The following is a 24,522-nucleotide window of genomic DNA, read 5'->3' as shown; positions in this document are numbered from 1 at the left end:
GCCGAGATGCCGCCGCATCCCAAGCTGATCGATCGCAAGATCCGCCGCGGCACTCGCAACGCCCGCCATGAACCGGCGATGACTCATCAGGAGGTGGCGCAGGCGATCACGGCGGCGGCCGATCTGGTGCGCGAGGATATCGCGGGCGGGCTCGACATCGTTGCGATCGGCGAGATGGGGATCGGCAACACCACCTCGGCGGCGCTGATCACGCACGCGCTGACAGGCGAGCCGATCTTTGATTGCGTCGGTCGCGGTGCCGGGATGGACGATGCCGGCGTGGTGCACAAGCGCGCCATCGTCGAGCAGGCCGCGGCGCGGGCGCAGCCCACGGCACCGCTCGACGTGCTCGCCGAGTTCGGCGGCTTCGACATCGCGATGATGGCCGGCGCGGTGCTCGGCGCCGCGGCCTCGCGGCGGCCGGTTGTCATCGACGGCTTCATCGCCAGCGCGGCCGCGCTGCTCGCGGTGCGGCTGCAGCCCGCCGCGCGCGACTACTGCGTGTTCTCGCATCGCTCGGCCGAGCGTGGCCACCGCGTGCTGCTCGACGCAATGCAGGCGACGCCGTATCTCGACCTCGGCTTGCGGCTGGGTGAGGGCACCGGCGCATTAATGACCGTGCCGTTGTTGCGCGCCGCCGCCGGCATCCTCAACGATCTCGCCGCGCTGTCGGACGTGCTGGCGGGCCGGCTCGGACCCCGACCGTGAGCCGGCAGTTCCAATCCCTGCTCAACGCCGTGCAGTTCATGACGCTGCTGCCGACGCCGCGCACCGCGCAGTTCGACGACGACTGGCTGCTGAGCGCATCGAAGTACTTTCCGCTGGTCGGCGCCGGGATCGGCTTGGTCTGTGGCGGCGTGCTGCTCGCAGGCTCGCTGATCTGGTCGGGGGTAGTGCCGGCGATGATGGCTGTGGCGGCGGGCGCCGCGCTCACCGGCGCGCTGCACGAGGATGGCATCGCGGACACCGCCGATGGCCTGTTCGGCGGCAGCACCCGCGAGCAGCGCCTGGCGCTGATCAAGGACAGCCGCCTTGGCCTCTATGGTGCGGTGGCGCTGGTCCTCAGTTTTGCGATCCGCGTCGCAGCGCTGGCGAGCCTGCCGCCGTGGCTCGGCGTCGCGACTCTGGTGGCCGGCTATAGTCTGGGGCGGACCGGCATCGTCGCGGCGATGTCGGCGCTGCCTTATGCCGGCGACGCCGCCACCGGCAAGCTCAGCTATCCGACGCGCGCGATCAGTGGTGCGGGCTGGTTCGGACTGGCTGCCTTCAGCGTGCTCGGCGCGCTATGGCTGGTCGCGCTCGATCCGCCGGCGGCGATCGTCGGGCTGCTGGTCGCGGGCGTGTTCGGCCTGGCCGCGCCGTGGATCGCTCTCCGGCTGATCGGCGGCTACCGCGGCGACGTGCTCGGCGCCACCGAACAGATGATCCAGATCGGCCTGTTGCTCGGTGTCGTCGCGATGGCCGGCCATGGCTGAATGATGCCGCAGCAGCCGATCAGTTCTGACCGTAGGCGTACGCGCCCGCGCCGCTTCCCCTCAACTCCATGCCATCGAGTGGTTTCATGACCGACGCCCATGTCGAGGAGCTCATCTCCCGAATCCAGTTCACGCCGCGCACGACCACCGGCCCGCGGCGTGCCCGCTCGCTGATGATCCAGGGCACCAGCTCGGATGTCGGCAAGAGCATGGTGGTCGCCGGGCTGTGCCGCGCCTTCACCCGGCGCGGGCTGGTGGTGCGTCCGTTCAAGGCGCAGAACATGAGCAACAACGCCGCGGTGGCCTCCGATTCGGATCTGCCGGCCGGTGCCGACGGCGAACAGATCCGCGGCGAGATCGGCCGCGCCCAGGCGCTGCAAGCGCGCGCCTGCCGCGTGGCGCCGTCGATCCACATGAACCCGGTGCTGCTGAAGCCGCAGTCGGAGGTCGGCGCCCAGGTGGTGCTGCGTGGCCGCGTGCTCGGCAACTGCCCGGCGCGGATCTATCACCACATGCGGCAGCGGCTGATTCCGGCGGTGGTCGACAGCTTCGAGCGGCTCGCTGCCGAGGCCGATCTGGTGCTGGTCGAGGGCGCCGGCAGCGGCGCCGAGGTGTACTTGCGCGCCTCCGACATCACCAACATGCGGTTCGCCGAGGCGGCGGATCTGCCGGTCGTGTTCCTGTCGGATATCGATCGCGGCGGCACCATGGCGGCGCTGGTCGGCAGCTACGTGCTGCTGAGCGAGGGCGATCGGTCCCGAGTCGTCGGCTATTTGATCAACAAGTTTCGCGGCGACTTCTCGCTGTTCGAGCCCGGCTGCAAAACGATCACGGCCGAGACCGGCTGGCCGTTCCTCGGCGTGCTGCGCTGGTTTCCCGGCGCCGACCGGCTGCCGGCCGAAGACTCGCTGGCGCTGGAGCGCGCCGCGGCGGCGAGCCGGGGCCGGCTCAAGATCGCGGTGCCGCGGCTGCAGCGCGTCGCCAATTTCGACGACCTCGATCCGTTGGTGGCCGAGCCCGACATCGAGCTGCAGTGGATTCAGCCGGGCTCGCCGATTCCGGCCGATGTCGATGTCGTGGTGCTGCCGGGCTCGAAAGCGACCCGCACCGAGCTCGACCTGATCCGGCGCGAGGGCTGGGACATCGACATTCACGCTCATGTCCGCCGCGGCGGCCGCGTCGTCGGCCTGTGTGCGGGCTTCCAGATGCTTGGCCGCGTGGTGCGCGATCCCCAAGGCATCGAAGGGCCTGCCGGCGAAACCGCCGGGCTCGGGCTGCTGGACATCGAAACCGAAATCTCCGGCGACAAGCGCCTGATCGAGATCGATGCGGTCGATCGGGTCAGCGGATGCCGTGTCGTCGGCTACGAGATGCATATGGGCCGCACCACCGGGCCAGGTTTGGCGCGGCCATGGCTGAAGCTCGAAGAGGGCGGCAGCGAGCGTCCCGAGGGAGCGGTGTCGGCGGACGGCCGCGTCAGCGGCGGCTATCTGCACGGCATCTTCGGCGGCGATGCGTTCCGCTCCACGTGGCTGGCGCAGATCGGCGCCGCGTCCTCCGGCCTCGATTTCGAGCGCCGGGTCGAGGAGACGCTGGACGCGCTCGCCGATCATTGCGAAAGCAATCTCGATCTGGACGCCTTGCTGGCGCTGGCGCGGTGAAGCGGCGATAGCGCCGGAACAGGACGACGATGCGGAAGATCTTGTTGATCGGAATCGGGCCGGGCGGTCCGAACTACCTGACCCTTCAGGCCGTCGAGGCGCTGAACCGCGCCACCGTGTTCTTCATTCCCGACAAGGGCGACGAAAAGGCCGAACTGCGCCTGGCGCGCGAGCAGATCTGCGAACGCTTCATCACGGTGCCGGGCTATCGCTTCGTCACCATCGACATTCCGAAGCGCGAGGCGCAGCCGCAGGACTATCGCGCCACGGTGGACGACTGGCACGCCGAGATCGCGGGCCGCTTTCAGCAGGCGATGATCGAGCAACTGCCGGAGCACGGCTGCGGCGCGTTTCTGGTGTGGGGCGATCCGTCGCTGTACGACAGCACGATCCGTATTCTCGACCGGCTACGCGCACGCGGCATGGCGCTCGACTACGAGATCGTTCCCGGCGTCACCGCGGTGCAGGCGTTGACGGCGCGTCACGGTATCGCGCTCAACGGCATCGGCGAGCCCGTCACGGTCACGACAGGGCGCAAGCTCGCTGCCGCCGGGCGCTGGTCCGGCGAAACCACGGTGGTGATGCTCGACGGCGAGGAGACCTTCGCCAAGATCGACGCCGCTGGCGCCGAGATCTTCTGGGCCGCCAATCTCGGCATGGACGACGAAGTGCTGATCGCGGGCAGGCTTCCGGGGATCGCGTCCGAAATCCAGCGCGTCCGCCGCCAGGTGCGCGCCGCCAAGGGCTGGGTGATGGACATCTATCTGCTGCGCAAGGCGGACGGCGACGAGTCGTAAGACCGGCGCTCCTGCGCGCCTCTGATCGGCACTGATCCGGCCATTCACCCCTGGCTGCGCGGCGAGGTGATGCCCAGCGCCTTGATCCGCGACGCCAGCGTCGTCGGCTTCATGTCGAGCATCGCCGCCGCGCCGTCATCGCCGAACACCTTGCCCTTGCAGGCGCGCAGCGCCGCGACGATGTTGGCGCGTTCGAGGTTGCGCAAGTCCGATGCGGTCATCACGGCGGGCTGCGCGTCCGGCTTCTGGCGACCGGTGCTGGCCGATGCGTGGCTGCTGGCCGATTCCGGCAGGTCGAAGCGGAGCCGGCCGTTCTGCGCCAGGATGGTGGCGCGCTCGATCACGTTCTGCAGCTCGCGGACGTTGCCCGGCCAGTCGTAGCGCATCAGCCGGCGGACGTCGCCCTGCGACAATCTGAGTTCCGTCTTCAGTTCGCGCGCCTCGTTGACGAGGAAATGCTGCGCCAGCAGCGGAATGTCCTCGCGCCGATCGCGCAGCGGCACCGACTCGATCGGAAACACGCTGAGCCGGAAATACAAATCTTCGCGGAAGCGGCCGCGCTGCACCTCGCGTTTCAGGTCACGATTGGTCGCTGCGATCAGGCGGACGTCGACATTGCGGGTGCGCTCTTCGCCGACGCGTTCGAAATTGCCTTCCTGCAGCACGCGCAGCAGTTTGCTCTGCAGCTCCAGCGGGATTTCGCCGACCTCGTCGAGGAACAGCGTGCCGCCGTCGGCGAGCTCGAACCGGCCGATGCGGTCGCGCACCGCGCCGGTGAACGCGCCGCGGGCGTGGCCGAAGAACTCGCTCTCGAACAACTCGCGCGGGATCGCGGCGCAGTTGACCCGGATCAGCGGCCGGTCGCGCCGGGTGCTGGCCTCGTGGATCGCGCGGGCAATCAGTTCCTTGCCGGTGCCGGATTCGCCGGTGATCAGCACGGTCGCGGCGGTCGGCGCCACCAGCTTGACCTGGCGCAGCGTGGTCTGGATCGCTTCGCTCTGGCCGATGATGCCGCGCGGATTGGTCTCGGTTCGGATTTCCTCCTGCAGGTAGTCGTTTTCGAGCTGCAGCCGTTCGCGCAGACGGTCGACTTCGGCGAGCGCGGCGCGCAGTTTCTCGTCCGCTTCGTGCCGCTGGCTGACGTCGCGGAACACCACCACGGCGCCGACCACCACGCCGCTGCGGTCGTGGATCGGCGTCGAGGTGTATTCGACCCAGACCGGCTTGCCGTCCTTGCGCCAGAACACCTCGCCGTCGACGGTGTGCACCGCGCCGTCGCGGAATGCGGCGTAGATCGGGCACGCCTGGCCAGGATAGTGCCGGCCGTCATGGTGGCTGTGATGCACCATCGCGTGCATCTCAGTGCCGACCAATTCATCAGCCGTCCAGCCGAGAATGAGTTCTGCGGCCGGATTGACGAAGGTGGTCTTGCCCTCGGCATTGACCCCGTAGATGCCTTCGCCGGCGGCACGCAGGATGAGCTGGTTCTCGCGTTCGATGTCCTGAAACACCCGTTCGATCCGCTGCCACGCCGGCAGCCCGTCGCGCATGTAGTCGTCGGCGACGGCGTCGACGTAGCGCCGCCGGCGCTGCTCGAGATCGCTCATCGTCAGTAGCAGCAGCGACCGGCCATGATGGGACAGGTGCTTGCCGGCATATTCGAGCCGAAGCTGCGTGCCCCCGGCGTGGATCGGAGTGAGGGCATGGCTCCAGTAGGTCCCCTTGGCGAATACCGCCTGGGTGAACACCACCAGTGCCGGCAGTTGCGAGCCGTGCAGCGCGCTGAACTTGATCTGCAGCAGGGAGTCGTAGCCGTGGCCGAGCAAGTCGCAGGCCGCCTGATTGGCATCGACGATCTGGTCAAGTGTCGGGTCGATCAGCAGCACGGCCTCGATCGCGCCGTCGAACACCGCTGCGCGCAGCGCCGGATCGATCCTGGCCAGAGCCTGGGGCGGCAGCGAAAGGTCCATCGACACTCCGAAATCTCGTAACTCGACTACGAAAATCCGTATATTACGAAATCTCGTGCTCAACAATCCGCGCCAACCGTCGATAACGTCGCATGTTCGGCGATCGACGAGTTTGGCACGCTCCTTGCGACAATGACCTCGACGTCAGCGCAGGAGGTCTCATGTCAACGTTCGACAATCCGTTCGATCCCAATCGCCGGCTGCATACTGCGGGTTGTAGTTGTGGTCGTCATGCTACCGAAGCCGAGCATGCCGCCGAGCAGGCGTCGCTGCAGCTCGCCGTGACGCAGGGCGAAGACAAGCGGTTCGAGGGCGTGGTCGCCTCGGCGGTGATGCGGGCGATGTTTCCGCAGGACGCCTCGCGGCGCGCGTTTCTGAAGTCGGTGGGGGCGGCCACCGCGCTGGCCGCGGTGTCGCAGTTCTTCCCGCTGCAGACCGCCACGGAGGTGTTCGCCGCCGGCGGTCCGCTGGAGAAGACCGACCTCAAGGTTGGCTTCATTCCGATCACTTGCGCCACGCCGATCATCATGGCGCATCCGATGGGTTTCTATTCGAAGTACGGTCTCAATGTCGAAGTGATCAAGACCGCCGGCTGGGCGGTGATCCGCGATAAGACGCTCAACAAGGAATACGACGCCGCCCATATGCTGTCGCCTATGCCGCTGGCGATCACCATGGGGGTCGGCTCCAATCCGATCCCTTACACCATGCCGGCGGTGGAGAACATCAACGGACAAGCCATCACCCTGGCGATGAAGCACAAGGATCGCCGCAATCCGAAGGACTGGAAGGGCTTCAAATTCGCCGTCCCGTTCGATTACTCGATGCACAACTATCTGCTGCGCTACTATCTGGCCGAGCACGGCATCGATCCCGACGTCGACGTCCAGATCCGCGCCGTACCGCCGCCGGAGATGGTCGCCAATCTGCGCGCCGACAACATCGACGGCTATCTGGCGCCGGATCCGATGAACCAGCGTGCCGTCTATGACGGCGTCGGCTTCATTCACATCCTCACCAAGGAGATCTGGGAAGGCCATCCGTGCTGCGCCTTCGCAGCCTCGAAGGAGTTCGTCACCACGATGCCGAACACCTACGGCGCGCTGCTGAAGTCGATTATCGAGGCGACCGCCTACGCCCACAAGCCGGAAAACCGCAAGGAGATCGCCCAAGCGATCGCGCCGGCCAACTACCTGAACCAGCCGGCGATCGTGCTGGAGCAGATCCTCACCGGCACCTATGCCGACGGTCTCGGCAATGTCGTCAAGCAGCCGAACCGGATCGATTTCGATCCGTTCCCGTGGCAGTCCTTCGCCGTCTGGATCATGACCCAGATGAAGCGCTGGGGGCAGATCAAGGGCGACGTCGACTACAAGTCCATCGCCGAACAGGTCTATCTGGCGACCGACACCGCGAGGCTGATGAAGGAGGCGGGGCTGACGCCGCCGGAGAAGACGACGAGGTCGTTCTCGGTGATGGGCAAATCGTTCGACGGGTCCAATCCCGAGGAGTATCTCGCCAGCTTCAAGATCAAGAAGGCGTCCTAGCGCGGAAGGCCGGGCTGCTCCGGCGTGCATCCTCGACGGGCGTTGCGATGCCCGCGTGGATTGCCGCCGGGGCTGGTTCGGCGAGATGCGCCGCTGCGCTGCCGGCTCGCGCGACCGGATCGTTCGGCCGTCGAAACCCGAACAGGAACCACGGGTGAATTCATGACCAAATCACTACGCCTCCGCGCCGCGGTGGTCTCGCTGCTGCTGTTTGGCGGCTTCATCGCCGCCTGGCATCTGGCGACGCGCGGCAGCGGCGAGGTCGCCAAGATGAGTCCGGAATACGCAGCGCTGATGGGCGCGACCGCGACCCAGGGCAAATCGGCGATGCCGGGCCCGTTCGACGTCGGCGCCAAACTGTGGGAGCACATCAAGCACCCGTTCTACGACAACGGCCCCAACGACAAGGGCCTCGGCATCCAGCTCGGTTACTCGATAGCGCGGGTGATGATCGGCTATCTGCTGGCGGTTGCGGTCGCGATCCCGCTCGGATTCCTGATCGGGATGTCGCCGCTGATGAACAAGGCGCTCGATCCGTTCATCCAGGTGTTGAAGCCGATCTCCCCGCTCGCCTGGATGCCGCTGGCGCTCTACACCATCAAGGACTCCAGCCTGTCGGCTGTGTTCGTGATCTTCATCTGCTCGGTGTGGCCGATGCTGCTCAACACCGCGTTCGGCGTCGCCTCGGTGCGTAAAGAGTGGATCAACGTCGCCCGTACGCTGGAAGTCGGCACCGTGCGCCGCGCCTTCACTGTAATCCTGCCCGCCGCCGCGCCGACGATCCTCACCGGAATGCGGATCTCGATCGGCATCGCCTGGCTGGTGATCGTCGCCGCCGAAATGCTCGTCGGCGGAACCGGCATCGGTTACTTCGTCTGGAACGAGTGGAACAACCTGTCGATCGTCAATGTGATCATCGCAATCCTGATGATCGGTTTGGTCGGCATGCTGCTCGATCAGGTGCTGGCGCGGTTCACCCGCATGGTCACGTTTCCGGAGTGAGCCAGATGACGAACGACAAGTTCATTTCCGTCGAAGCGATCGCCAAGCGCTATCCGGCCGCTGGCGGCGGGCAGACCACGATCTTCGAGAACCTGTGGCTGTCGCTGCCGCGCGGTGAATTCGGCTGCGTGATCGGCCACTCCGGCTGCGGCAAGACCACCGTGCTGAATATTCTCGCCGGGCTCGACCAGCCGACCGAGGGTGCGGTGATCGTCGACGGCCAGGCGATCGAAGGCACCAGCCTCGACCGCGCGGTGATCTTCCAGAGCCACGCGCTGCTGCCGTGGCGTACGGTGATGGGCAACGTCGCCTATGCGGTGTCGTCGAAATGGCGTGACTGGGACAAGGCCAAGGTCCGTGCCCACGCCCAGCGCTTCATCGATCTGGTCGGCCTGACCGGTTCGGAGAACAAGCGCCCGTCGGAATTGTCGGGCGGCATGAAGCAGCGGGTCGGCATCGCGAGGGCGCTGTCGATCACGCCGAAGATCATGCTGATGGACGAGCCGTTCTCGGCGCTCGATGCGCTGACCCGCGGCTCGCTGCAGGACGAGGTCCGCCGCATCTGTCTGGAGACCGGGCAGACCACCTTCATGATCACCCACGACGTCGACGAGGCGATGTATCTGGCCGACAAGATCTACCTGATGACCAACGGCCCCGGCGCGGTGATCGCCGAGATCGTCGAGAACCCGCTGCCGAAGGACCGCGCCAGAATCGATCTGCACCGGCATCCTTACTACTACGGTCTGCGCAACCACATCGTCGACTTCCTGGTGACGCGCAGCAAGACCTTCACCAGCACCAATCCGCATCACGATCCGCTGCAGGTGCCGGTCGTCCGGCCCGGCGTTGATGACGCCGCGACGCCCGTGCCGCTGCAGGCCAACGCCCGCTGATCCCCTTCATCCACAATCCCCCACCTCACTTAAGGAGACCGACCATGAAGCGAGCCCAACTGACCGAGAAGCTGCTCGACATCAAGCGCGAGAAGGTCTGGACCTGGAAATACATCTGCGAAACCATCGGAGGCCATTCCGAAGTGCTGGTGGTCGGCGCGATCCTCGGCCATATGAAGCTGACCAAGCCGCAGGCGGCGAAGGCGGCGGAGCTGTTCGGGCTGTCGGCGGTCGAGACCGCGATGCTCAACGAGGTGCCGATGCGCGGCGAGGGCATCACCATGCCGCCGACCGATCCGTTGATCTATCGGTTCTACGAACTGGTGATGATCAACGGCCCGGCCTGGAAGGCGCTGATCGAAGAGGAATTCGGCGACGGCATCATGTCGGCGATCGATTTCGACATGGTGATGGAACGGCTGCCGAACCCGAAGGGCGACCGCGTCAAGATCTCGATGTCGGGCAAATTCCTGCCGTACAAATACTACGGCGCCACCGGCAACCACGCCGAATACGGCTTCAAGGAGGAGTGAGGCGCGACCTCACGAATCGCACCTGAAACCAATCTTCGTCGTCCCCCGCGCATGCGGGGGACCCAGTATCGCGGAGAGTTGGTCGTGGGCGCACGACGGATGAACGAAAGCTCTGGGATACTGGGTCGCCCGCATGCGCGGGCGATGACGTGAAGGGGTGAGGCGACGCTGCGCTCCACACGGACAGCACTTGCGACCAAGATCCGTGCAAGAGTGGTCGGCGGCGATCCAGCGCCGCCGACCGTCAATGAATCAGCACCGGCTCGCTCGGCGCCACCGTGTGAGTCGGTTCGGCGACAGTGTCGATCGCGGCGCCGCCGGCGCGGGACAGGAAGCGGTGGCACTGCATTTCGCGGTCGTAGCCGAGCAGGATACCGAGCATGAAGTCGTGCTCGGCGGTGAGGTTGCACAGCGGCCCGGTCATGAAGCCCTGCACGGTGCGCACCGCGGAGGCGACGCCGAACACCACGTTGATGCGGTGCTGGCAGGCTTCGTGGACGTGGTGGGCGATGCCCGCGGTGCGCAGCCGCGCCACGATCGCCGTCGCGTCGACGGCGGGAAGCGTCATCATCGCGAGCGGGCGCAGCCCCTTCGACAGCTCGTAAAGGTGATGCTGGAAGATCTGCAGGGTTGCGGCGCTCATGTGAGACGACTGATCCATTCGGTGATCCTTTTTTCGGTCTTGGATGACTGTCCGTCCTCGTCGAGGGCGAGGCCGACGAAGCGGCCGTCGCGCTCGGCTTTCGACGCCGTGTAGTCGTAGCCGGCGGTGTCGGTGAAGCCGACCACGTCGGCACCGAGATCGACGACGTGGTCGTAGAGCAGCCCCATCGCGTCGACGAAGCTGTCCGGGTAGTTGGTCTGATCGCCGGTGCCGAACAGCGCCACCTTCTTGCCCGTCAGATTGGCGGAGGTCAGCTTGTCGAGATTGGCTTCCCAATCGGCCTGCAGATCGCCGAAGCCGTAAGTCGGCGCGCCGAGGATCAGCAGGCTGCAGCCTTCGAAGTCGGCGGTGGTGGCGGATTTGATGTCGACGGCGCGGCCCTGCATCCGTTTGGCGATGCGTGAGGCGACCGCTCGGGTCACGCCGGCATCGGAGCCGAAAATTACATTGACGCTCATAGCCTGTCCGTCTGGTCCTCTTGGTGATGAAATCAATATCGGTGGTGATCGACGTCGCTACGCTCCCGCGTCGGCAGCGCCTCTTACAAACTAAGCGCCGCGCGGTGGCAGGACAAATTGAACCGGTCCAAAACCGGCCCGCACGGACCGGCGGTTAGTTAGAATCGCTATGAGGAAGGTGCGGGGCGGTAGCCGGTGGTACTAACCGGTGAGGCGCGCGGCGGTGCGGCGATCGTCCGCCAGTTCCGGCAGCACGAAGGGCTGGCCCGCGACGTCGGTATTGACGGTCAGGGCGACGTCGAACACCTCGGCGATCAGTTCGTGCCGGAGCACCGCGGCCGGGGTGCCGTCGGCGGCGATCCGGCCGCCGTGCAGCACGATGATCCGGTCGGCGAACCGGGCGGCGAGGTTGAGATCGTGCAGGATCGCGATCACCGTGGTGCCCCGGCGGGCGCAGCGTCGGGCGGTCTCGGCGAGGTCGAGCTGATGGCGAATGTCGAGGCTGGAGGTCGGCTCGTCGAGCAACAGCAGGCCGGGGCCGGCATCGGCTTCGCCGCTCCATAATTGCACCAGAATGCGGGCGAAATGCGCGCGCTGCTGTTCGCCGCCCGAAAGCGTGGTGATGTTGCGGTGGCGGAAACGGTCGAGGCCGACGTCGCGCAGCGCGGCGTCGAACAGCGGCGCCGCCTTGCGCGGATCGATGTCGGCGCCCATCGCCACGATCTCCTCGACCGAAAACGGGAAGGTGACGGTGGTGTGCTGCGCCAGCATCGCGCGGCGGCCGGCGAGCGCGCGCGGCGAGTAGTCCGCAAGCGCGCGTCCTTCGAGCGACACGGTGCCGGAGGTCGGCCGCAGATCGCCGGACAGCATCCGCAGCAGCGTGGATTTGCCGGCGCCGTTGGGGCCGACGATGGCCACCAGCTCGCCCTGCGCGATGCTGAGATCGACGCGGTCGACAAGAACCGCGCCAGGCAGCGCGAACGATGCCGCAACGGCCTGCAGCACCCCGCTCACGGTCCCACCACCTTGCGTTGCCGCAGCAGGATGGCGAGGAAGAACGGCGCGCCGATCGCGGCGGTGAGAATGCCGATCGGCATTTCGGCCGGCGCCACGATGGTGCGTGCCACGGTGTCGGCCACCACCAGCATCACCGCGCCGAGGCAGGCCGACGCCGGCAGCAGCAGCCGGTGCGACGGTCCGATCACCAGCCTGAGCAGATGTGGCACCACGATGCCGACGAAGCCGACCACGCCGGTGACCGCGACCGCGACGCCGGCCATCGCCGAGACCAGGATGATCGAGATCCGCTTCAGCCGCTCGACATCGACGCCGCTGTGAAACGCCTCGGTTTCGCCGAGCACCAGCAGATCGAGCCGGCCGGAGATGCGCAGCAGCACCAGCAATGCGACCAGCAGCACCGTTCCGGTGGAAGCGGTCTTGGCCCAGTTGGCGCCGCTCAGCGAACCGAGCATCCAGAAGGTGATATCACGGAGCTGACGATCGTCGGCGACGAACACCAGCACGCCGAGCCCGGCATTGGCGATCGCCGCGATCGCGAGCCCGGCGAGCAGGAACAGCGCGATCGAGGTGCGCCCGGATCGGCTGGCGATCCGGTACAGCACGATGGTGGTGACCAGCGAGCCGGCGAAGGCGGCGAAAGCCAGCAGATATTCCTGGATCCCGCGCAGATGCGGCCCGAGGACGTGTTCGAGAAACACGATCGAAGCCGCCGCGCCGAACGCGCCGCCGCTCGACACGCCGACCAGCGCCGGATCGGCCAGCGGATTGCGGAACAGCCCCTGCATCAGCGCGCCGGCGGCGGCGAGCAGACTGCCGACGATCGCCGCGGTGAGAATCCGCGGCATCCGGATCGACCACAATACGAGCTGATCGCGCGTCGCCTCGGCTCCGGTCGGCTCGCCGAACAGGCCGAGCGCGGCGGGCAGGCGGGACAACGGGATTCCCGCGGCGCCCACCGTCATCGCCAGCGCCATCGCGGCGATCAGTACCGTGCCGAGCACCGCAAGGGTGAGGCCGGCGCCGGGGCGCGGCGCGCCGGCGCGGCCACGGCGAGGAAGCGCAATCACGCTCATGAGCGACAATCGACCTTGGTGGCCTTCGGCTCGAAGCCGGCGGCCTTGGTCGCGAGCTGCGGATAGAGTTTCGCCGCGACTTCGATCGCAGCCGCCGGCGTGCGCGGCCCGAAGCCGAGCAGATACAAGCCGTCCATCGCGATGAATGCGCGATTGCGGCCGGCCGGGGTCAGCGCGAACGCCGCGTGGCCGTAGAACGCGTCGGCCTCGAACGAGTCGCGGTTGCGCTTGATGGTCAGCACCACGTCGGGACGGGCCGCGACGATCGCTTCGTCGTTGATCGATTTGTAGCCGTCGTAGCCGTCGATCGCATTGACGCCGCCGGCGAGCGCGATGATCGAGTCCGCGGCGGTGTTCCTGCCCGCCGCCATCGCCTGGCCGTTGACCAGCGACATCACGAACATCACCCGCACCGGCTTGGTGATGGCGGCGCGCAGCTTGTGCAGCGTGGCGAAATCGTCGCCGACCGCGGCAGTGAGGCACGCCGCGGCGGTGTCGGCGCCCATCGCGTGGCCGATCAGCGCGATCTTGTCGAGCAGGCCCTGTTCGGAATACGCCTCCGGCACCGACACCAGCGGAATCCCGGCGGAGTTGATCGCATCGATGGTCTGCTTCGGACCTGCGGAATCCATCGCCAGGATCAGCGTCGGATTGAGGCCGATCACGCCTTCCGACGACAGTTGCCGCAAGTAACCGACATTGGGTTTTCCGGCCACCGCCTCGGGCGGATACACGCTGGTCGAATCGATCCCGGCGATCCGCTTCTCGAGGCCGAGATCGGCGAGGACTTCGGTGATGGCGCCGCCGATCGACACCGTGCGCGACGAATCCGTGACGGTGACGTCGCGGCCGTGCGCGTCGCGGACCTTCACCGGTTCGGTGGCGTGGGCGGTCGAAGTCATTCCGCAGGCGAGCAGCGTCGCTGCGAGCAGGGCGGCGCGACGGCGGCGCGTGAATGCGGCAAGCGCGATCATTTGGTCAGGATCAGTTTGTTCTGCGAGGTGAGGCGAAGCCGGTAACGGTCGTCGCCGTGGGCGATGACGATTTCCCGATCCAGCGTGAACAGGTCGCGGCTGTCGATCTGATTGCCGACGACGTTGACGGCGCGGGTGTTGCCCGGGCCTGCGGTCGCCCGTGTCGGGTCTGCGCCAAATCGTTCGGAGCCTGTCATCATTCCGTTTCTATCGTTGTTGCCGACTTCGGCGAGAGCCACTTGTTATAAGCGGTGATCGGAAAATGTGTCTTATAATTACTATAAACGGCGGGATCGGCGCTTGAGCGGGCCGCGGCTCGCGTCGTAGATTGAAGTATGCGGCGGCCGATCGGCGCCGTCGCTCGCCAGCCAGCTCCCTGCGTTTCGCAGCGCCCGCCAGCCGCTCTTTTTCAAATAACGAGTGTGATCTGATGGTCGGGTTGGCCAGCTATTCGCACGCGCATGCGTCGGCTGACCGTGCGTCGCGCGCGGCTGACAGTGCTGCCCGTTTCACAATGGGGTGCGGGCGGTGAGAATGGCCGATGTAAAACATGGCGATCGGGTCGCCGTACCGGTGCATGGCGGGCACGGTGGTCATCACGGACATGGTGGTCCCCATGGACATAGTGGGCCCCATGGACATGGCGCGGCGGGGTTTGGCGGGCACGGCAGCCGGCATCCGATGGCGCCGGTCAACAGCTCGGTGGACGATTATCTGGTGCGGGTCGGCTGCGATCCGCTCACCGAGGCGTTCGTCAGGCGGGCGTTCTCGCCGCCGTGGCGCGGCAGCCGGCCGGTCGATGCGGACAATACGGATGCGGTGATCGAGCGGGTGTTCGCGACGCCGCGCAGCGAGTCCGCGGTCGCTTATTTGCATGTGCCGTATTGTCAGAACCATTGTCTGTTCTGCGGCTTCTTCGAAAACGTCTGGCGCCCGGAAGCGGGGCCGGCCTATGTCGATGATCTGATCGCGGAACTCGCGGCGAAGTCGCATACGCCGCTGGTATCCAGCGCGCCGATCGAGGCGGTGTATATCGGCGGCGGCACGCCGTCGGCGCTCGACGCCGACGATCTGGCGCGGCTGATCGCGGCGCTGCATCGCTATCTGCCGCTCAGCGCCGATTGCGAAATCACGCTGGAGGGGCGCTCCTACGGTTTCGGGATCGAGAAGGCGGCGAAACTGGCGGATGCCGGCGTCAACCGGCTGTCGATCGGGGTGCAGAGCTTCTCGACCGATGTGCGGCGCCGGCTCGGCCGCAAGCGCGCCGGCGACGAGGTCGCGGCGTTTCTGTCCGAACTGATGGCGCTCGGCCGGACCTCGGTGGTGTGCGATCTGATCTACGGCCTGCCTGGGCAGAGCGAGGCGGACTGGCGGCGCGATATCGACACCGTCGGCCGGGTCGGCCTCGACGGCGTCACGCTGTATGCGCTCAACGTGTTTCCCGGCGGCCCGATGGCCCGCGCGGTGGAGCACGGCAAGCTGCCGCCGCCGGCGACGCCGGCCGCGCAGGCGCGGCTCTATGCCGAGGGCGTCGAGCGCCTGACCGACCGCGGCTGGCTGCAGGTGTCGCAATCGCACCTGGTTCGCTCGCTGCGCGAGCGCAACCGCTACAATGCCTCGATCAAGCGCGGCGTCGCCTGTCCGCCGTTCGGGGCCGGGGCCGGCGGCCAGGCTCACGGCCACCGCTGGCGCAACGTCATCGACATCGCGCGACGCCGGGAGATGATCGCTCGGAACGCCGCGCCGATCGAGGGGCTGGCACTGGTGCCGCCGGATCACGCCGCGCACGCGATGATCGCCGCCGGGCTGGAAACAGGCCGGCTCGATCTCGCCGCGGTCGAAGCGCTGCGCCCGGGGTTCCGGGTCGCGGTCACGCCGCTGCTCGCCAACTGGAATGCGGCGGGATTGGGCGAGCTGCGCGGCGACGGGTTTTCGCCGAGCCTTGCCGGATCGTTCTGGATCAGCAATCTGACCAGCGGATTGACGGCCGGGCTGACGGCCGCGGCGACCACATGTGAGGATCGATGCGGGTTGTGATTTTCGGCGCCACCGGGCGCACCGGGCGGCATCTGGTGGCGCAAGGCGCGGCACGCGGCTGGACGATCTTCGCGGCCGGGCGCGATCCGGCTCGGCTGAACGAAATGGCCGGGATCGCCGGGGTCGCCGGCGCCGACCTGACGGATACGAAGTCGGTGGCGAGCGCGATCGAAAGCTGCGCGCCGGAGGCGATCGTCTCGACGATCGGCGGCGCCGGGCCGGAGGCCCAACTGATCGACGAGACCGGCAACAACGCGATCACCGACGCGGCGCTGGCCTGCGGGGTGCGGCGCGTGCTGCAAGTGTCGTCGCTGGCCTGCGGCGACAGCCGTGCCTACGCGTCGGAACGGATCATCGCGGCGATCGGGCCGGTGCTCGACGCCAAGACCCGCGCCGAAGATCATCTGCGGAGCAGCGCGCTCGATTGGACCATCGTGCGGCCGGGCGGATTGACCGAGGGCGAGCCGACCGGGCAGGGGGCGCTGTACGACGATCCGCGGGTGCACGGCCGGATCACGCGCGCCGATCTCGCCACGCTGCTGCTCGACGCGCTGGCGACACCGGCGAGTATCGGCCGGGTGCTGTCCGCGGTCGATCGCACCACGCTGCCGGCCGAGCCGGCGGGCATCGTGGCGTTCGAACTGGTCGCGACCTCGTGACCATGTACGGCGCCGCTGCGCGCCGATGACGCGCGCGTCGCCGCTGATAGCTAACAGAATCTCGTTTCTGAGGAATCGGAGCCGATGCTCTCGTCGTTTGCTCGACGTGCTTCTGCACGCGAGCCGGTTTCAGCCTCGATCGCGCACGTTCTGGTTATAATTGCTTTAATCAGACGCCGACCACGTTGACCGGGAACTGGCGCTCGGTTAGCAAAAATGAAAGCCGTTAGCAGATGCTGCCGACGGCCGATTGCCAGCCAGCCGCCGCGTGCGAGCCCGCCAGCCTTAGTCAATTCAAAACTCTGGGGTTGTCATGGTGGGGCTGAACTCGCGCGCCTGTGCGCTACTGCTTTCCGTATCCGTCGTCGCGCTGGCGACCGCGCCGGCATTGGCGCAGACCGCAGGCGGAGCGTCGTCGACGTCGCAGGCGCAGGTGAAGCGCGATCGTGCGGCGCGCGCGACGCAGCCGGCGGCGCCCGCCGCGAATCCGCGCGATGCCTATGCGCAAGCGTCGGGTTCGACTCAGTCGCTCGACGCGATCACCGTGGTCGGTACCAAGAACGAGGAGCGCGCGATCGACGCGCTGGCCCCGGCGAGTGCGATCACGCTGCAGCAGATCCAGCAATTCCCGCCGAACCGGCTGCAGGACGTGTTCGTCGCGACCCCTGGCGTGTCGTTCCAGGATCGTGGCGATGAGCCCTCGACCTCAATCAACATCCGCGGCCTGCAGGATTTCGGCCGCGTCGCGGTGGTGGTCGACGGCGCGCGGCAGAACTATCAGCGCTCCGGCCACGGCGCCCAGGGCTCGTTCTTTCTGGATCCCGAGCTGATCGGCGGCATCGACATTGTCCGCGGCCCGAGCGCCAACATCTACGGTTCGGGCGCGATCGGCGGCGTGGTGTCGTTCCGCACCAAGGATATCGACGACGTGGTGCGCGCCGGCGAGCGCTGGGGTGTCGATCTCAGCGGCTCCTACGGCAGCAACAATTCCCGCGGGCTCGGCTCTGTGTTCGGCGGCGTCAGGGTCGATCCCAGTGTCGACGTGTTCGGCGGCGCGGTGTACCGCACGCAAGGCAACTACAAGGACGGTGCCGGCACCGAGATCGGCAACACCGGCAACGATCTCGCCGCTGGCCTGCTGAAACTGACGGTGCGCCCGGCGGACGGCCATGAAGTCAAGATCGGTGGCATCTTCCAGGATTTCAATTACGACGTCGGCCAGTTCAATCGCGGCCCGGTGGTGACCGCGGCGCAGCGGGCGCTGTATCAGGGCTCGTCGGTGTACGGCACCAATCTGCAGAGCTACACCGGCACGCTGAACTGGAAATACTCGCGGCCTGACGACACCTGGTTCGACTGGAACATCGGCCTGTACGGCAACCGTACCAACAGCGACCAGACCAAGACCTATCACTATTCGACCAGCGGCTCGAGTTATTGCGGTGCCGGCAATTTCGGCAACGACATCTCCGGCTGCATCGGCGACACCCGCGGCTACAATCTCGATACCATCGGCATCGACGTCAACAACACCTCGCGGTTCGAATACGGCGACTGGCGCACCGCGGTCACCTACGGCGTCGACGCCTTCAACGACAAGGTGACGACCTGGGATTCGCGCGGCAATTCCAACATTACGACGCCGAGCGGCGAGCGCACGGTGTCGGGCGGATTCGTCCAGGTGAAGAACAATTATGCGCAGTGGCTCGAAGTGATCGGCGCCGCGCGCTACGATCACTACGAACTGACGTCGCAATCCAGCACGGCGAGCGGCAGCCGGCTGTCGCCGAAGATCACGGTGGGCGTGACCCCGATCGCGGGATTCACCCCGTATGTCGCCTATGCGGAAGGTTATCGCGCGCCCTCGATCACCGAGACGCTGATCGCCGGCGCTCACGCCACCGGCGGCGGCCCGGCGCTGTTCACCTGCGGCAACGGCACCTCCGGACTGTTCTGCCTGATCCCGAACACCGCGCTGCGGCCCGAGGTCGGCAAGAACAAGGAAGTCGGCATCAACCTGAAATACAACGACATCTTCATCTCCGGCGACAGCTTCCGCGGCAAGATCAACGCCTTCCGCAACGACGTCGACAACTACATCGAGCTGATCGGTTCGACTCCCGAGGTATCGCGGCTCGGACCCGCTTTCGGGCTGTACAGCAAGTATTATCAGTACCAGAACATCCCGCACGCCAGGATCGAAGGCGTGGAAGTCGAGACCTCCTACGACGCCGGGGTGTGGTTCGTCGGCGTCAACGCCGCGGTGATCCGCGGCAAGGATACCGATACCGGACTCGGGCTGGCCTCGGTGCCGGCGCGCAAGGTCGTCACCACCGGCGGTCTGCGGCTGCTCGACCGGCAGTTGACGATCGCGGCGCAATGGGCATCGTATGCGGCCAACACCAATCTGCCGACCGGCTATCTGCCGGGAACCTCCTACGACCTCGTCAATCTCAACATCGCCTACCGTCCGACGGCGGACGTCACGCTGAACTTCTCGATCGATAATCTGCTCAACAACTACTATCGTCCGTATGCGGTCCCGGGATCGTCGACCGACGGCACTTCGCAGAACGACATTCTGTTCAGCAGCCCGGGGCCGGGCGTGGTCTACAAGGGCGGCATCAAGGTCCACTTCGGGGGGGCGTGAACCTCCGGTTCCATTGGGCCGGAGCGCGACGAGCCAAAACAACAAGCCAGCAAGCAACAAGCCAGCAAGGAGAGAAAATGTTCATCGCGATGAATCGGTTTCAAGTGAAACGCGGCGCCGAGCAGACCTTCGAGGACATCTGGGCCGCGCGCGAATCCTATCTCAGCGAGATGGATGGCTTCGTCGAATTCCATCTGCTCAAGGGCCCGGTGGCGGAGGATCACACACTGTATGCGACCCACACCACCTGGGCCAGCAAGGCGGCGTTCGAAGCATGGACGACATCCGAACAGTTTCGGCGCTCGCATGCCCGCGCCGGCAACGACACCGGGCAGAGCATCTATCTCGGCCATCCGAGGTTCGAGGGGTTCGAGGTGATCCGCAGCGAGCGCAACGCCGCGGCGGCGTAAGACGGAAGGAGAGTGTGATGGCGACTGCAGCGGCATCGGTGGTGACGTCCGAGACCGGGGATCTTCGTGCTTTCATGGCGGCCAACCCGGCCGCCGTGATCGAGGAGGTCGCCAAGCAGTGGAGCGTGTCGCCGCAAGCGGTGATCGCGGCGCTGCCGGACGGCATGGCGCGTCTCGGCCCGGGTGAGGGATTCGGCGCGGTGATGAACGACATCGCCGGCTGGGGCGAGGTGACGCTGATCGTGCACACCGAGGATGCGATCTTCGAATTCACCGGCGAGGTGCCGCGCGGCGAGGTCAGCCGAGGCTACTTCAACCTGATGCAGCCGAAAGGGCTGCACGGCCATCTGCGCCACGACAATTGCGGTGCGCTGGCGTTCGTCGAACGGCCGTTCATGGGCAAGGCCAGCGCCTTCGTGGCGTTCCTGAACCGCGATGGCGGCGTCATGTTCAAGGTGTTCGTCGGTCGCGACGACAAGCGCGAACTGCGCGCCGATCAACTCGCCCGTTTTCACGCGCTCGCCGAGCAGTTTGGCGAGGCGCGCCATGCGTAAACCCCAAGGCGTCGCGGCACGGCGCGCCGGCGCTGCAATCGCGGCGCTGGCCGTCGTCGCCGCGGCGCTGCCGGGGGAGGCCTGGGCGGCGGCGGCCGATCTGGCGGCGCTGCCGCGCGATTTGTCGCCGTGGGGCATGTTCGTCAATGCCGACGCGGTGGTGAAGACCGTGATGGTCGGCCTGGCGGCGGCGTCGCTGGCGGCGTGGACGGTGTGGTTGGCGAAGTCGATTGAACTGCGCCGCAGCGTCGCGCTGGCACGCGCCGGCCTCGACCGGCTGGAGAGCGACGCCACGCTGCAGCAGGCGGCGGCGGACACCGCCGACCAGCACGACGCCGTGGCGCAGATGATCCACACCGTCGAGCGTGAGGCGAGCCTGTCCGGCGGGGTCCACGACGACGGCTTCCGGGACCGGGTGGCGCTCCGGCTCGAACGTGTCGAGGCGGCGGAAGCACGCCGCGCCGCGATCGGCACTGGTCTGCTCGCCAGCATCGGTGCGGTGGCGCCGTTCGTCGGCCTGTTCGGCACGGTGTGGGGGATCATGAATGCATTCATCGGAATCTCGAAGGCCAACACCACCAATCTCGCGGTGGTGGCGCCGGGCATCGCCGAGGCGCTGCTCGCCACCGCGCTCGGCCTCGTCGCCGCGATTCCGGCGGTGGTGATCTACAATCATCTGACCAGGCGGGTTTCGGCGTATCGGGCTCTGCTCGGCGACGCGTCGGCGCAGTTGCTGCTGATGATCGGCCGCGAGGCGGCGAGGCCGCCGCAGCGCGCCCGGGTGGTGAGGTAACGCAATGGCAGGAAATCTCGCGAGCCGCCGCGCCGGCGACGACGACATGGTCGAGGCGCACGAGATCAACGTCACGCCGTTCATCGATGTGATGCTGGTGTTGCTGATCATCTTCATGGTCGCGGCACCGCTGGCCACCGTGGACGTCGGCGTCGATCTGCCGGCCAGCACGGCGGAGCCGCAGCAGCGGCCGGAGAAGCCGGTGTTCGTGTCGCTGAAGCCGGATCTGTCGCTGGCGCTCGGCGAGGAGACGGTCTCGCGCGACGCGCTCGTGCCGGCGCTCGATGTGGCGACCCGCGGTAACAAGGACGAACGGATCTTCCTGCGCGCCGACAAGGCGGTGAGCTACGGTGATCTGATGGCAGCGATGAATCTGCTGCGCGATGCCGGTTATTTGAAGGTGGCGCTGGTCGGACTCGACGGCCGCGCCGAGCAGCCGTGAACGCCCGCGCGCTGCACGACTCGGTCGCGGCGCCGGGCGCGTCGCGCTGGTTGCTGTCGGCCGCGGTGATCGTCGGGGCTCACGCCGTCGCGGTCGCGGCCGCGCTGGCGTATTACGGCCAGACACCGCCGCCCGGCGAGCCGTTGGCGGCGATCATGGTCGACATGGCGCCGGTGACCGCTTCGCCGCAGCAGAGCCAGCTCGACGTCGCGCCCGGCCCTGAGATGCAGGAGGCGGAAGCGCCGCAACCCGAGCCGGAGCCGGAGCCGGAGCCGGAGCAGCACGCGACAGCGGCGCCTGAGATCGCCCCGACGCGGCTCCAACCGGCGCCGGACGTCCCGTTGCCGCCGGAAGCCAAACCGGCGCCGCCGGCGGAAAAACCCGAGCCGGTCAAGGTCGAGCAGCAGCAGCCGGTGAAGCCGAAGCCGGACCGCCCGAAGCGGGAGCGTGTCGCCAAGCTGCATTCGTCGGAGCGGCCGCCGGCACCGCGGACCAGCGCGCCGCAGCGTGCCGATCGTCGGGCGAACGATGCGATGGCGGCACTTGCCGGCGCACGCGCCGCCTCGGTGTTGCCGACCTATCGCCAGCGGCTGGCGGCGCACCTGCAGCGATTCAAGCGCTACCCGTCGGAGGCTCGCGCCACCGGGGTGCAGGGCACCGCGACGCTCAGCTTCACGGTTGGGCGCGGCGGGCAGGTCCTCGGTGCAAGGTTGGCGCACTCGTCCGGTCATCCGGCACTCGACGCCGAAACCTTGTCGATGGTGCAGCGGGCGCAGCCATTGCCGCCGTTCCCGCCTGAAATTACCCAGGCGTCGCTGAATTTCAGCGTGCCGGTGAATTTCTCCGTCAGATAGTTCGCGTCGCCTCAGCTATTCATCGTGGCGGTCTGCTGGATTGGAGGCTGCGAGCCCGATTGGAGAAGGCTGCGCTGCGACGTGGGCGCGCGGAGATGACCCCCCCGTACGCAGATTGGAATTATTCAGATCGCGCGGGCGACCAAACTACCACCGTGCTCGATCCGAACCGTGCATGTAGTTGCGCGCGCGGCGGTGGACGCGAGTCGACGTGCCGCATGTTGCACGAACCTTGCGGAGGACACGATGACGAAGATCGACGTTGAACGACAATCCGAGCATGGCGAACAGTTCGACACGGCGCAGAAAGACGCCGAACGATCGGGCGTTGCGATGCGGGTGTGGGCCCGCCACCGCTTGCGGGAGCTTGCTGCGAGCGGTCGGCTCGGGATTGGTGCGGTGCGCGAGCAGCGCCGGGTGTGAGCCTCACTCCGCCGCGAGCCTGTGCGCGTGACGACATATATCGCCCTGCGACGGCCTGACAGCTCCGGCGAAACGCGATCGCGGTGAGCGATGGTGTCGAGTGACTGGCGAGAAGGCATTCGCCAGTCGACGAACTAAGCGGGGCGGAGCTCGGGTCGAGGAGCGATTCGAATCTCCGAGGATTCACCGGCGGCGCAACGGGTCGCCGCGGCTTGCGCCGCGAGCAGCGAGTCGAACGACTGTCGTTCCAGCGCATGGAAGTCGCGATGTGCAGCGAAGAAGCAGTAGCTGTCGCCTTCGCGGACGACGATCCCGGCGGTGCGGGCGCGGACTTCGATGACGCAGGCGTCGGTCATGGCATGTCACCGGAGAGCCCGGTGCCTTCCTGGAGAGTGTCGAACGTCCGCGAGTGATGCGGAACGATCGCCGGGTGTTCGAGCGTGAGGCTTCGTAACGCAGAGCTCACCTGATCGTTCCGCGATCCGCGATGCAATCTGCCGCAGCGGCCTTGAGGTTTCAGAACAGCAGCCCCTTTAGTCCAACGGCGAACAGCACAGCGGCCAGCGCAATCTGCAATCGTCGTCCGGACAGGCGGCCAGCGGAGAGTCCGCCGACGATGACGGCGGGAATCGAGCCGGTCAGCAGGCTGATCAGAATGTGCCAATCCACCATGCCGGCGACCAGATAGCCGGCGCCGGCCACCATCGCGAGCGGAATGGCGTGGGCGAGGTCGGTCGCGACCAGCCGGTGCGGCAGCAGCCGCCGCGGATAGAGATATAGAAGCAGCACGGTGCCGAGTGCGCCTGCGCCGATCGAGGTCAATGCCACCAGCCCGCCGAGTACAGCTCCGGCAAGCACGGTCGGTGCTGCGCGGTCCGGCTCCGCCGGCTGATCGTCTCGCGAGGGCGGGACGAGGGACGCGATCAGGCGCGGCGCGAACACGATGCCGAATGCGGTGAGGATCACCACCGCGGCGATGATCTTCGTCAGCCATTGGGTGCGCCCGATAGGATCGGCGAGCGCCACGATGGAGACGACCAGCGCGGCGGCCGGAAGGCTGCCGGCCCATAGCCGCTTTGCGATGCGCCAATCGATGAGACCATTGCGATGGTGCACCGACGCACCAATCAGCTTGGTGATCGCCGCGAACCACAGGTCGGTCGCGATTGCGACGTGCGGCGCAATGCCGAACACCAGCAACAGCAACGGTGTCATCAGAGCGCCGCCACCGACACCGGTGAGGCCGACGACGAATCCGGTGACGGCACCTGCCAGCGCATAGCCCGGGTCGATCATGATCCCGTCGTAAGCAGTCAGTTCCATGCCTCCCGTGGACGCCGCGCGGAGAGGCGAGTCGTCGGTCAGGTTTTACGCTGTCGGCGCGTGTGCCGGCAACGCGCAGGCGCCGCAGCCGGTGTCGGTAATTTTACCGGGGTGTTGATTTCGAACTAATTTTCCCGCTGCGATCGAACGCGATCGGTTAGCGCTGCTGGAACCACGCGGAACGATCTCGCTTTCGCATCGCGCCCGGCGCGTGCACAGCATCGGCGGACAGGACACTCGCTGGCGGCCAGCCATCGGCCCCGAGAATCCTGCCGTCACCGCCGAGACCTCCCCGGCAGGCGATGAC

The 24,522-nt window shown here is 67.0% G+C and carries 26 protein-coding genes; 17 read left to right on the top strand and 9 right to left on the bottom strand.

The window, feature by feature from the left end:
- The 4 genes from DU475_RS15035 to cobF all read left to right on the top strand — a co-directional run.
- Positions 1–708, top strand: a 708-nt coding sequence (locus tag DU475_RS15035; protein ID WP_164632578.1) for a nicotinate-nucleotide--dimethylbenzimidazole phosphoribosyltransferase, incomplete at its 5' end; no start/stop codon positions are given.
- Entirely contained in the window at positions 705–1,475 is a 771-nt protein-coding gene (locus DU475_RS15030) for an adenosylcobinamide-GDP ribazoletransferase (protein WP_164632577.1), read from the top strand. The genes DU475_RS15035 and DU475_RS15030, both read left to right, overlap by 4 nt.
- A gap of 86 nt (positions 1,476–1,561) precedes the next feature.
- Positions 1,562–3,136: a cobyric acid synthase gene (locus DU475_RS15025; protein WP_164632576.1), complete on the top strand. Its 1,575-nt coding sequence runs from the start codon at positions 1,562–1,564 to the stop codon at positions 3,134–3,136.
- A gap of 29 nt (positions 3,137–3,165) precedes the next feature.
- Positions 3,166–3,933, top strand: coding sequence for a precorrin-6A synthase (deacetylating) (gene cobF, locus DU475_RS15020; RefSeq protein WP_164632575.1), 768 nt, complete (start codon positions 3,166–3,168; stop codon positions 3,931–3,933).
- A 44-nt stretch (positions 3,934–3,977) separates the two neighbouring features.
- On the opposite strand, the gene DU475_RS15015 is transcribed toward cobF, so the two are convergent.
- Positions 3,978–5,903, bottom strand: coding sequence for a sigma 54-interacting transcriptional regulator (locus DU475_RS15015; RefSeq protein ID WP_047309085.1), 1,926 nt, complete (start codon positions 5,901–5,903; stop codon positions 3,978–3,980).
- Between the two features lie 161 nt (positions 5,904–6,064).
- Here DU475_RS15015 and DU475_RS15010 point away from each other — a divergent pair, with 161 nt between their 5' ends.
- The 4 genes from DU475_RS15010 (at position 6,065) to cynS (ending at position 9,881) form a co-directional block, all read left to right on the top strand.
- Positions 6,065–7,450 (top strand): CmpA/NrtA family ABC transporter substrate-binding protein, encoded by a 1,386-nt coding sequence (locus tag DU475_RS15010; RefSeq protein WP_047309086.1) that lies wholly within the window; start codon positions 6,065–6,067, stop codon positions 7,448–7,450.
- Positions 7,451–7,612: 162 nt separating this feature from the next.
- The gene (ntrB, locus tag DU475_RS15005) at positions 7,613–8,452 is read left to right on the top strand and encodes a nitrate ABC transporter permease (protein ID WP_013503100.1); all 840 of its coding nucleotides are present in this window, start codon (positions 7,613–7,615) and stop codon (positions 8,450–8,452) included.
- A 5-nt stretch (positions 8,453–8,457) separates the two neighbouring features.
- Positions 8,458–9,348, top strand: a complete 891-nt coding sequence (locus DU475_RS15000) for an ABC transporter ATP-binding protein (RefSeq protein WP_013503099.1) — start codon at positions 8,458–8,460, stop codon at positions 9,346–9,348.
- Positions 9,349–9,392: 44 nt separating this feature from the next.
- Positions 9,393–9,881, top strand: a complete 489-nt coding sequence (gene cynS, locus DU475_RS14995; RefSeq protein WP_164632574.1) for a cyanase — start codon at positions 9,393–9,395, stop codon at positions 9,879–9,881.
- A 244-nt stretch (positions 9,882–10,125) separates the two neighbouring features.
- Here cynS and DU475_RS14990 read toward each other — a convergent pair whose 3' ends face one another.
- From DU475_RS14990 to DU475_RS14965, 6 genes are all read right to left on the bottom strand, one after another.
- Positions 10,126–10,542: a DUF2023 family protein gene (locus DU475_RS14990; protein WP_013503097.1), complete on the bottom strand. Its 417-nt coding sequence runs from the start codon at positions 10,540–10,542 to the stop codon at positions 10,126–10,128.
- On the bottom strand, positions 10,521–11,003 hold the full coding sequence (gene fldA, locus DU475_RS14985; RefSeq protein ID WP_013503096.1) for a flavodoxin FldA: 483 nt from the start codon (positions 11,001–11,003) through the stop codon (positions 10,521–10,523). Before fldA ends, DU475_RS14990 begins: the two co-directional genes overlap by 22 nt.
- Positions 11,004–11,204: 201 nt before the next feature.
- Positions 11,205–12,017: a heme ABC transporter ATP-binding protein gene (locus tag DU475_RS14980; RefSeq protein ID WP_164632573.1), complete on the bottom strand. Its 813-nt coding sequence runs from the start codon at positions 12,015–12,017 to the stop codon at positions 11,205–11,207.
- Complete coding sequence (locus DU475_RS14975; RefSeq protein WP_013503094.1) at positions 12,014–13,096, bottom strand: FecCD family ABC transporter permease; 1,083 nt, start codon at positions 13,094–13,096, stop codon at positions 12,014–12,016. Before DU475_RS14975 ends, DU475_RS14980 begins: the two co-directional genes overlap by 4 nt.
- A complete protein-coding gene (locus tag DU475_RS14970) occupies positions 13,093–14,070 on the bottom strand; it encodes a heme/hemin ABC transporter substrate-binding protein (RefSeq protein ID WP_164632572.1) in 978 nt (325 codons plus the stop codon). Before DU475_RS14970 ends, DU475_RS14975 begins: the two co-directional genes overlap by 4 nt.
- Positions 14,067–14,270, bottom strand: coding sequence for a hemin uptake protein HemP (locus DU475_RS14965; RefSeq protein ID WP_041807956.1), 204 nt, complete (start codon positions 14,268–14,270; stop codon positions 14,067–14,069). The genes DU475_RS14970 and DU475_RS14965 overlap by 4 nt, the downstream gene beginning before the upstream one ends.
- 334 nt (positions 14,271–14,604) lie before the next feature.
- On the opposite strand from DU475_RS14965, the gene hutW reads away from it, so the two are divergent.
- The 9 genes from hutW (at position 14,605) to DU475_RS14920 (ending at position 22,892) form a co-directional block, all read left to right on the top strand.
- Positions 14,605–16,107: a heme anaerobic degradation radical SAM methyltransferase ChuW/HutW gene (gene hutW / locus DU475_RS14960; protein ID WP_164632571.1), complete on the top strand. Its 1,503-nt coding sequence runs from the start codon at positions 14,605–14,607 to the stop codon at positions 16,105–16,107.
- Positions 16,095–16,766, top strand: coding sequence for an SDR family oxidoreductase (locus DU475_RS14955; RefSeq protein WP_142882442.1), 672 nt, complete (start codon positions 16,095–16,097; stop codon positions 16,764–16,766). Before hutW ends, DU475_RS14955 begins: the two co-directional genes overlap by 13 nt.
- A gap of 313 nt (positions 16,767–17,079) precedes the next feature.
- The gene (locus tag DU475_RS14950; RefSeq protein ID WP_164632570.1) at positions 17,080–19,416 is read left to right on the top strand and encodes a TonB-dependent hemoglobin/transferrin/lactoferrin family receptor; all 2,337 of its coding nucleotides are present in this window, start codon (positions 17,080–17,082) and stop codon (positions 19,414–19,416) included.
- A 77-nt stretch (positions 19,417–19,493) separates the two neighbouring features.
- Entirely contained in the window at positions 19,494–19,826 is a 333-nt protein-coding gene (hmuQ, locus tag DU475_RS14945; RefSeq protein WP_047309093.1) for a heme-degrading protein HmuQ, read from the top strand.
- Positions 19,827–19,843: 17 nt separating this feature from the next.
- Complete coding sequence (gene hutX, locus DU475_RS14940) at positions 19,844–20,380, top strand: heme utilization cystosolic carrier protein HutX (RefSeq protein ID WP_047309094.1); 537 nt, start codon at positions 19,844–19,846, stop codon at positions 20,378–20,380.
- Positions 20,373–21,173: a tonB-system energizer ExbB gene (gene exbB, locus DU475_RS14935; protein WP_164632569.1), complete on the top strand. Its 801-nt coding sequence runs from the start codon at positions 20,373–20,375 to the stop codon at positions 21,171–21,173. Before hutX ends, exbB begins: the two co-directional genes overlap by 8 nt.
- A gap of 4 nt (positions 21,174–21,177) precedes the next feature.
- The gene (gene exbD / locus DU475_RS14930; RefSeq protein ID WP_013503085.1) at positions 21,178–21,615 is read left to right on the top strand and encodes a TonB system transport protein ExbD; all 438 of its coding nucleotides are present in this window, start codon (positions 21,178–21,180) and stop codon (positions 21,613–21,615) included.
- A complete protein-coding gene (locus DU475_RS14925; protein WP_164632568.1) occupies positions 21,612–22,469 on the top strand; it encodes an energy transducer TonB family protein in 858 nt (285 codons plus the stop codon). The genes exbD and DU475_RS14925 overlap by 4 nt, the downstream gene beginning before the upstream one ends.
- Positions 22,470–22,715: 246 nt before the next feature.
- Entirely contained in the window at positions 22,716–22,892 is a 177-nt protein-coding gene (locus tag DU475_RS14920) for a hypothetical protein (RefSeq protein WP_013503083.1), read from the top strand.
- A 134-nt stretch (positions 22,893–23,026) separates the two neighbouring features.
- On the opposite strand, the gene DU475_RS14915 is transcribed toward DU475_RS14920, so the two are convergent.
- Entirely contained in the window at positions 23,027–23,248 is a 222-nt protein-coding gene (locus DU475_RS14915) for a hypothetical protein (RefSeq protein ID WP_164632567.1), read from the bottom strand.
- Between the two features lie 160 nt (positions 23,249–23,408).
- A complete protein-coding gene (locus tag DU475_RS14910; protein ID WP_080964211.1) occupies positions 23,409–24,215 on the bottom strand; it encodes a sulfite exporter TauE/SafE family protein in 807 nt (268 codons plus the stop codon).
- Positions 24,216–24,522 lie beyond the last annotated feature (307 nt).

The organism is Rhodopseudomonas sp. WA056 (assembly GCF_010906995.1).
In the GTDB taxonomy this organism is placed as follows: Bacteria; Pseudomonadota; Alphaproteobacteria; order Rhizobiales; family Xanthobacteraceae; genus Rhodopseudomonas; species Rhodopseudomonas palustris_G.
Note: the sequence above shows the minus strand (reverse complement) of the source record. Positions and strands in the feature narration are given on the sequence as shown.